Annotated in this window: 1 rRNA gene; it reads left to right on the plus strand. The window is 47.5% G+C overall.

Annotated features, from left to right (window positions below):
- Positions 1-539 (plus strand): 23S ribosomal RNA (locus D1641_RS19060); the annotation flags it as partial.

Here is a 539-nt window from a genome sequence, read left to right on the forward strand (position 1 = left end):
TGCTAAGATCCGTAGTCGAAAGGGAAACAGCCCAGACCACCAGCTAAGGTCCCAAAATATATGTTAAGTGGAAAAGGATGTGGGGTTGCACAGACAACTAGGATGTTAGCTCAGAAGCAGCTATCATTCAAAGAGTGCGTAATAGCTCACTAGTCGAGTGACCCTGCGCCGAAAATGTACCGGGGCTAAACATATTACCGAAGCTGTGGATTTAATATTAATTAAATGGTAGGAGAGCGTTGTAATCAGCGATGAAGGTATACCGTGAGGGGTGCTGGAGCGATTACAAGTGAGAATGCCGGTATGAGTAGCGCAAGATAAGTGAGAATCTTATCCACCGTAAGACTAAGGTTTCCAGGGGAAGGCTCGTCCGCCCTGGGTTAGTCGGGACCTAAGGCGAGGCCGAAAGGCGTAGTCGATGGACAACAGGTTGATATTCCTGTACTAGTATTGTTAGTGATGGAGGGACGCAGTAGGCTAAAGGGAGCCAGTTAATGGATTCTGGTCTAAGCAGTGAGGTGTGGAATGTGTCAAATGCA

Origin of the sequence: Colidextribacter sp. OB.20 (genome assembly GCF_009911595.1) — a bacterium.
Taxonomy (GTDB): Bacteria; Bacillota; Clostridia; order Oscillospirales; family Oscillospiraceae; genus Lawsonibacter.